The following is a 445-nucleotide window of genomic DNA, read 5'->3' as shown; positions in this document are numbered from 1 at the left end:
GCCCATTATCGGGCAGATCGTGTCCTGGAGCGCGGCTGAAGGAGGCGGGCTGCGTCTGAATGACGAGGCCGGCAAGGCCGTGATCACGCTCAGCAAGTCGGCCGCTGGCCTGAATGGCAAGGGCACGGATGGGCAGGACTATCTGCTGGATCCGAAGGATCATCCGCGCAGCGCGCGTCCAGTGCCTCCGAGTGCGGCGGAACGCGCCGCGACCGCCGCGGCCCGGCCGACCGTCGTCGACCCGGCGGGTGCGCCGGCGACCGACGCCGTGCCCGGACGTTATGTCACCATGCGCCAGCAGAACCGCGAGGGATGTCGCCTCATGCTTGTGGCCGGTCCCGCAAACTCACCCGGTGGCGCTCCCGCCCGTTTTGACGGGCGCTGCGACGATACCGGCTTGACGATCTTCGATCCCGTCGGGTGGCGCTATGCCGCCGGACGCCTA

1 protein-coding gene is annotated in these 445 nt (G+C 69.4%); it reads left to right on the top strand.

Features of this window, described 5'->3' with window-relative positions; translation table 11 throughout:
- Positions 1–445 (top strand): hypothetical protein (locus AB4Y92_RS25850; protein WP_441822218.1); only part of this gene is annotated, 445 nt, incomplete at both ends.

The sequence above is a fragment of the Lysobacter sp. TAB13 genome, assembly GCF_052113885.1.
Classification (GTDB): Bacteria; Pseudomonadota; Gammaproteobacteria; order Xanthomonadales; family Xanthomonadaceae; genus Lysobacter; species Lysobacter gummosus.
Note: the sequence above shows the minus strand (reverse complement) of the source record. Positions and strands in the feature narration are given on the sequence as shown.